This window comes from Streptomyces sp. RP5T (genome assembly GCF_003933965.1).
Lineage (GTDB): Bacteria > Actinomycetota > Actinomycetes > Streptomycetales > Streptomycetaceae > Streptomyces.
This window is the reverse complement of record NZ_RSAJ01000559.1, coordinates 1-5,415: the sequence shown is the minus strand read 5'-3', so window position 1 is coordinate 5,415 and position 5,415 is coordinate 1. Positions and strand designations below refer to the sequence as shown.

Sequence of the window (5,415 nt, the reverse complement as noted above, 5' to 3'; positions counted from 1 at the left end):
GACGGGTGCGGCGAGGAAGCCGGAGGCGGTGAGATCCGGCGTCGCGGACAGGGACGTCAGGGTGAGCGGCGGGGTGGTGCTGAGCGGACGTATGAGAGGGGACATGGCGGCGGCACCGGCGACCACGGGTGCCGTGAGGGTGTGCACGGCCGCGTCCTGCACCTGGGCGGGGATACCCGGCAGCAGCGGAGCGGACGCGTTGGTCGGGGCGACCGGGGAATCACCCGGCACCCGCTGTCCCTGCCCCTGTCCTTGCGCGAGCAGGGGGCCCACGCCACGGCGGCGCTGGTTCTCCGGCACCGCGGCTCCCGTGCCCGGCGTACGGGCCGGGGTCACGTTGCTGCCGGCACCGCGGGCGTCGGTGTCGCCCGGCATGCCGGTGGTGACGCCGCCCAGCGCGATCGCGGCCAGCGACACCGCCCCGGCGGCGACGACCGCGAAGCGCATGCCCCGCGAGGCCGAGCGGTCGGCCTCGTGGCGGCTGACGTCATGGATGCGGAAGCCACGGCCGGCGGAGGGCGGGAGCGCCGGGGCGTGCGGCCGGGCCGGGACGTAGTCGAACGCGAAGCGCTCACCACGTCTTACGCCGAAGGCTCCGGTGGAGCCGGGTCGTCCCGACAGGCCGGTGAACCCTCCCCCGCCGAACGGCGAGCCGTCGCCGTCCTCCGGATCACCTCCGGGCAGCCCCTGGAGACGGGCCAGGAAGCTCTCGGAGGGCGGCGGCGGGGCGGCTTCCGCGAAGACGTTCTTCAGGCGGCGCTGGGCGTCCGCCTCCGCCTTGCACTTCGAGCAGGTGGCGAGATGCGCGAGAACACGCTCGCGCGTCGCATGACCGAGCTCGCCGTCCACCAGGGCGGCGAGTCGGTCTCCCAGATGCTGTTCCGCGAGGCTTCCCTCGCCGGGTTTGGGCAGTGATCCACTCACGCGGACGCGCCCCCTCCTCCCAGCGCGGGAACCCGGGCCATGAACGAGCGGCGCTCGGCGCGGGCCTCGGGTGAGCGGTGGGCGAGGGCCTTGCGCAGCTGGGAACGGCCGCGGTGGATCCGCGAGCGGACGGTGCCGAGCTTGACGCCCAGGGTCGCGGCGATCTCCTCGTACGACAGTCCTTCGATGTCGCACAGGACGACCGCGGCGCGGAACTCCGGCGCGAGGGTGTCGAGGGCCTGCTGGACGTCCGCGTCGAAGTGGGCGTCGTTGAAGACCTGCTGGGGTGAGGGTTCGCGGCTGGGCAGTCGCTCGGCCGCGTCCTCGCCGAGGGCGTCGAAGCGGATGCGCTGCTTGCGGCGGACCATGTCCAGGAAGAGGTTGGTGGTGATGCGGTGCAGCCAGCCCTCGAAGGTGCCCGGCGTGTACGTGGACAGCGAGCGGAAGACGCGGACGAAGACCTCCTGGGTGAGGTCCTCGGCGTCGTGCTGGTTGCCGGTGAGGCGGTACGCGAGGCGGTAGACGCGGCCGCTGTGCGTGCTGACGATCTCCTCCCAGGTGGGCGGAGTCCACGCCTGCCCGTCCGCGTCGGTGGCGAAGGTCGCGGTCTGGGCGTAGTCGCCGGCGTGGCTGTGGTCAGCGGTGTCGTTCACGGATTTCGGCCTGCCCGCCGATCCGAGGAAGCGCCGCAGCACTCCCCCACGATCACCAGGTGCGGCCGCACCTCCCCTGTCGGCTCTGGTTGTCTCCAGTGGAGCCCCTACCATAGCCACCTCGCCCGTTAGCTCCGGATAAGCGGTTTTACGAGAATTTGATCTGGGCTGATACCACTCGGTCCCCTGCGTCAGCAGTTGCTCGAGGGCCTGCCCGGCTTCGTGATCCAACTGTGTCCCCCCGGGTGCGTCTCCACCCTTCTAAACGCCCGGTCCCATCTGCGGGTTCCCGGCGGCAACGGATACAGTCACGCCCAGGCAACCACGGGGCAAGGAGAGGGTCATTACCGGCAACCGGCAGACGAGCTGGGCGTTCGCCGACGCCTACGTCGCCGAGGACGAAGTCCTGAGCTGGGCCCGGGACCGGGCCCGTGAGGCGGGGCTGCGCTCGGTGTCGCCCGGCGCGGGCGCCGCGCTGCGCTTGCTGGCCGCCTCCGTGGATGCCAAGGCCGTCGCCGAGATCGGCACCGGGACCGGTGTCTCCGGTATTCATCTGCTGCACGGCATGCGCCCGGACGGGGTGCTGACCACCGTCGACCCGGAGCCGGAGCACCAGCAGTTCGCCCGGCAGGCATTCCGCGCCTGCGGTTTCGCCAGCAACCGGGCGCGCTTCATCCCCGGCCGCGCCCTGGACGTCCTGCCCCGTCTCGCCGACGCCGGATACGACCTCGTGTTCTGCGACGGTGACCGGCAGGAGGTCATGGACTACCTCGCTGAATCGTTGCGCCTGCTGCGTCCGGGGGGCCTGGTGGTCTTCGAGGGTGTCTTCGCCAACGGCCGCACGGTGGACTCGGGCCCGCAGCCGACGGAGGTGCTGCGCCTCAGGGAGCTGCTGCGGGCCGTCCGCGAGAGCCAGGACCTGGTGCCGTCGCTGCTGCCGGTGGGCGACGGACTGCTCTGCGCGGTCAAGCGCTGAGGCCGAGGCGGGACGTACGGCCATTCGTGGTTCCGCCCGGGCAGAGCGCTGCCCCGGCACCTCAGGAGATGCCGGGGCAGTCGAAAGGGTATGGTCGCTTCCGCGTCAGCCGACGACCTTCTTGAGGGCGTCGCCGAGCGCGTCGGCCTCGTCAGGGGTCAGCTCGACGACGAGCCGACCGCCGCCTTCGAGCGGAACGCGCATGACGATGCCCCGCCCCTCCTTGGTCACCTCGAGCGGGCCATCACCCGTTCGCGGCTTCATGGCCGCCATGCTCGTTCCCCTTCCTGAAACCAGCTCATCGTCAAAGCCGACAGCCCTGGGAGGGCACGCGCGTCCCAGAGGGACACGCGCCACCGGCATCGAACACATTGCTTCCAAGCCATTATCCCGCATCTCAGGACCCGATGACCAACATCAGTCGGCATCGCTTGGGCAACGCGCGCGAGCAAAACCACTCAATTCGGCGATGTGGCTGCGATACTCCGCCGCCGCGCGGACGCGGGCCGACGATCGGCCTCCGGGATTTGTTTGACGCAGGTCACACGTCCGGTCCGGTTCGCCGACGACGATCTCCGCCATGCTGTCCTTCGGACATCGGATGCAGCGGACACACCGGAGGGGATACGCCATGGCCGACACCGTGCTCTACGAGGTGCACGACGGGCTCGCGACGATCACGCTGAACCGGCCGGAGGCGATGAACGCGCTGAACATCGCCACCAAGGTCGCGCTGCGGGAGGCCGTGGAGTCGGCGGCCTCGGACGACGGCGTACGGGCCGTGCTGCTCACCGCCGCCGGGGAGCGGGCGTTCTGCGTCGGGCAGGACCTCAAGGAGCACATCGGGCTGCTCGCCGAGGGCTCGACGGAGGTCATGAGCACGGTCAGGGAGCACTACAACCCGGTCGTGCGGGCGCTGACGGAGATGCCGAAGCCGGTGGTGGCCGGGGTGAACGGGGTCGCGGCGGGCGCCGGCTTCGGGCTCGCGCTCGCGGCGGACTACCGGGTGGCCTCGGACACGTCCGCGTTCAACACCTCGTTCGCGGGGGTGGCGCTGACCGCGGACTCCGGGATCTCGTGGACGCTGCCGCGCGTGGTGGGGCCGGGCCGCGCCGCCGACCTGCTGCTCTTCCCGCGGACCATGTCCGCCCGGGACGCGCACGACCTGGGGATCGTGAACCGTCTCGTGCCGTCCACCGAGCTGCCCGCGGAGGCCGAGAAGGTGGCGCGGGCCCTGGCCGAGGGGCCGACGGTGGCGTACGGCGCGATCAAGGAGTCCCTCGCGTACGCGCTCTCGCACACCCTGGCGCAGACGCTGGAGAAGGAGGACGAGCTGCAGACGCGGGCCGGGGCCTCCGAGGACCACGCGATCGCGGTGCGGGCCTTCGTGAACAAGGAGACGCCCAAGTACCTGGGCCGGTAGGCCTCAGCGGCCCCTGGCGACGCAGGTCTCCAGGTGGTCGTCCACCAGTCCGCAGGCCTGCATCAGCGCGTACGCCGTCGTGGGGCCCACGAAACGCAGGCCGCGCTTCTTCAGGGCCTTGGACAGGGCGGTCGACTCCGGGGTGACCGCGGGGACGTCCGCAAGGGTCCTGGGGACCGCGTGCGAGGCGGGCGCGTGGGACCAGATCAGCTCGTCCAGCTCGCCCGGGGCCCAGGCCGCCAGCACGCGTGCGTTGGCCATCGTCGCGTCGATCTTGGCGCGGTTGCGGATGATCCCGGGGTCGAGGAGCAGCCGGTCGCGGTCGGCCTCGTCGAACGTGGCCACCTTGGCGATCTCGAAGCCCGCGAAGGCGGCACGGAAGCCCTCCCGGCGGCGAAGGATGGTGATCCAGGACAGGCCGGACTGGAAGGCCTCCAGGCTGAGCCGTTCGAAGAGGGCGTCGTCGCCGCGGACCGGGCGGCCCCACTCCTCGTCGTGGTACGTCACGTAGTCCGGCGTGGACAGGGCCCAGGGGCAGCGGAGGCCGCCGTCCGGGCCGGCCAGGGCGGTGCCGTCGCTCACTGCTGCTCCCCGTGGCCGTGCTCCGGCTTGTGCAGGGCGACGTGGGCCGCGGCCCGGGCGCCGGCCAGCGCGGACTCCAGGTCGGCGATCCGGGCGTCCCGCTCGGCGAGCTCGGCGCCGAGACGGCTGAGCGCGTCGTCGACGTCCGCCATGCGGTAGCCGCGGGCGGTCAGCGGGAAGCGCAGGCTGTCGATGTCCGCGCGGCTGACCGGTCGGTCCACGGGCAGCGGGTCCTGGAGCCGCTCCGGTGCGACGTCCGGCAGCGGGCCGTCGCTCTCGCCGCCGCCCACCACGGCGAGCGTCACCGCGGCGACCACGACCGCGAGCGCGATGACCAGGAACAAGAACATAACCATCGCTGAGGTCCCCAGGGTCCCTGCCGGCGGCCGGCCACCGGCGTCGAATGTGTCAGGGTCCGATCGTGCCATGCGAGTCTGACAGTTAGGGTCGCAGGCGGTCGCAGCGGCCGAACACACAGACGTGGGAAGTGAGGTCACAGGGGATGCTCAGGCTGGGCAGGCGTGCATTCGACACGCACGAGCCGGTGATCATGGCGATCGTGAACCGGACCCCCGACTCCTTCTACGACCAGGGAGCCACCTTCCTCGACGAGCCCGCCCTCGCGCGCGTGGAGCAGGCGGTGGCCGAAGGGGCCGCCATCATCGACATCGGCGGGGTCAAGGCCGGTCCGGGCGAAGAGGTGTCCGCGGCGGAGGAGGCCCGGCGGACCGTCGGATTCGTGGCGGAGGTGCGGCGGCGGTTCCCCGAGGTGGTCATCAGCGTCGACACCTGGCGGGCGTCGGTCGGCGAGGCGGTGTGCGAGGCGGGGGCGGATCTGCTGAACGACGCGTGGGGCG

Annotated in this window: 9 protein-coding genes; 3 read left to right on the top strand and 6 right to left on the bottom strand. The window is 71.8% G+C overall.

Features of this window, described 5'->3' with window-relative positions:
* A partial coding sequence (locus EHS43_RS36245; protein WP_125194851.1) for an anti-sigma factor occupies window positions 1–924 on the bottom strand: 924 nt, incomplete at its 3' end.
* Window positions 921–1,619, bottom strand: a complete 699-nt coding sequence (gene sigE / locus EHS43_RS36240) for an RNA polymerase sigma factor SigE (protein ID WP_125194850.1) — start codon at window positions 1,617–1,619, stop codon at window positions 921–923. The genes sigE and EHS43_RS36245, both read right to left, overlap by 4 nt.
* Before the next feature lie 235 nt (window positions 1,620–1,854).
* Here sigE and EHS43_RS36235 point away from each other — a divergent pair, with 235 nt between their 5' ends.
* Window positions 1,855–2,553 (top strand): O-methyltransferase, encoded by a 699-nt coding sequence (locus EHS43_RS36235; protein WP_312023467.1) that lies wholly within the window; start codon window positions 1,855–1,857, stop codon window positions 2,551–2,553.
* A 105-nt stretch (window positions 2,554–2,658) separates the two neighbouring features.
* Here EHS43_RS36235 and EHS43_RS36230 read toward each other — a convergent pair whose 3' ends face one another.
* Window positions 2,659–2,826, bottom strand: coding sequence for a DUF3117 domain-containing protein (locus EHS43_RS36230; protein ID WP_003966491.1), 168 nt, complete (start codon window positions 2,824–2,826; stop codon window positions 2,659–2,661).
* A 144-nt stretch (window positions 2,827–2,970) separates the two neighbouring features.
* Window positions 2,971–3,135, bottom strand: coding sequence for a hypothetical protein (locus EHS43_RS46820; protein WP_185806563.1), 165 nt, complete (start codon window positions 3,133–3,135; stop codon window positions 2,971–2,973).
* A gap of 49 nt (window positions 3,136–3,184) precedes the next feature.
* On the opposite strand from EHS43_RS46820, the gene EHS43_RS36225 reads away from it, so the two are divergent.
* The gene (locus EHS43_RS36225; RefSeq protein WP_125194847.1) at window positions 3,185–3,976 is read left to right on the top strand and encodes an enoyl-CoA hydratase/isomerase family protein; all 792 of its coding nucleotides are present in this window, start codon (window positions 3,185–3,187) and stop codon (window positions 3,974–3,976) included.
* Window positions 3,977–3,979: 3 nt separating this feature from the next.
* Here EHS43_RS36225 and EHS43_RS36220 read toward each other — a convergent pair whose 3' ends face one another.
* Together EHS43_RS36220 and EHS43_RS36215 are read right to left on the bottom strand one after the other, a co-directional pair.
* A complete protein-coding gene (locus tag EHS43_RS36220; protein WP_125194846.1) occupies window positions 3,980–4,558 on the bottom strand; it encodes a DNA-3-methyladenine glycosylase I in 579 nt (192 codons plus the stop codon).
* Window positions 4,555–4,914 carry a DivIVA domain-containing protein gene (locus EHS43_RS36215; RefSeq protein ID WP_125194845.1) on the bottom strand — a complete coding sequence of 120 codons (360 nt, stop codon included), beginning with the start codon at window positions 4,912–4,914 and terminating at the stop codon, window positions 4,555–4,557. The genes EHS43_RS36220 and EHS43_RS36215 overlap by 4 nt, the downstream gene beginning before the upstream one ends.
* 146 nt (window positions 4,915–5,060) lie before the next feature.
* Here EHS43_RS36215 and EHS43_RS36210 point away from each other — a divergent pair.
* Window positions 5,061–5,415 (top strand): dihydropteroate synthase (locus EHS43_RS36210; protein ID WP_185806562.1); only part of this gene is annotated, 355 nt, incomplete at its 3' end.

Coding starts and splice junctions, on each gene's coding strand:
- EHS43_RS46820 (WP_185806563.1), bottom strand. CDS start 3,135: ATGGCGGAGATCGTCGTCGGCGAACCGGACCGGACGTGTGACCTGCGT.
- EHS43_RS36230 (WP_003966491.1), bottom strand. CDS start 2,826: ATGGCGGCCATGAAGCCGCGAACGGGTGATGGCCCGCTCGAGGTGACC.
- EHS43_RS36215 (WP_125194845.1), bottom strand. CDS start 4,914: ATGGTTATGTTCTTGTTCCTGGTCATCGCGCTCGCGGTCGTGGTCGCC.
- EHS43_RS36225 (WP_125194847.1), top strand. CDS start 3,185: ATGGCCGACACCGTGCTCTACGAGGTGCACGACGGGCTCGCGACGATC.